The organism is Streptomyces thermovulgaris (assembly GCF_002155915.1).
In the GTDB taxonomy this organism is placed as follows: domain Bacteria; phylum Actinomycetota; class Actinomycetes; order Streptomycetales; family Streptomycetaceae; genus Streptomyces; species Streptomyces thermovulgaris.
Window position 1 is genome coordinate 1 of the sequence record NZ_MUME01000559.1, and the last position, 714, is coordinate 714.

The following is a 714-nucleotide window of genomic DNA, read 5'->3' on the forward strand; positions in this document are numbered from 1 at the left end:
GTGCGGAAGACCTCGTGCTTGATCTCGAGCTTCTCGAAGACGGCCTCGACCACGACGTCCGCGTCGGCGGCGGCGTCCAGGTCGGTGGTGGTGGTGATCCGGGCGAGGGCGGCGTCGGCCTCCTGCGCCTCCATCCTGCCCTTGGAGACGAACTTGTCGTACGAGGCCCTGATGCCGTCGGTGCCACGCTTCAGCGCCTCGTCGGTGACGTCCTGCAGAACGACGTCCCAGCCCGCCTGCGCGGAGACCTGGGCAATCCCCGATCCCATGAGACCGGCCCCGATGACGGCAAGCTTCCGTGCCACTGACGACTCCCCTGGGAAACGACGGCGCGAGTGCTTACTCGCGGCTCATGAATGACTCCAGGGCGGACACTAGCGCTCGCACGCCTCCTTGAGGACCGTAAGTAATGCGTGTCACTGTCTCAGGAGGTGAGACACCCGTCACGTCTCCTATGACGGACTTGATGATCTTCCCGGCGGCCGGACCGGAGGGGTTCCGACCACGGCGACCGGAGCGCCGATTTCCCGGTTTTCCTCCCGGTTTTCCTCCCGGATTTCCCCGGCCTTCTCCCGCCTGCCTCCAGGCTTCCCGGCTTGTCCCGTCTTTCCCCCGCCTCCCCGGCCCTTTCTCGGGTTCCTCATGTTTCCCCCGCGGGGCCGCCCCGGCCGGCGCCGCACGGAACCGGCGGCCTCCCCCCCTCCTGTCTCTTAT

1 protein-coding gene is annotated in these 714 nt (G+C 67.4%); it reads right to left on the bottom strand.

Annotation, left to right across the window (positions count from 1 at the left end):
• Positions 1–305: 3-hydroxyacyl-CoA dehydrogenase NAD-binding domain-containing protein (locus CCN35_RS27295; RefSeq protein WP_245863565.1), on the bottom strand; the 305-nt coding region annotated here is incomplete at its 3' end.
• Positions 306–714 lie beyond the last annotated feature (409 nt).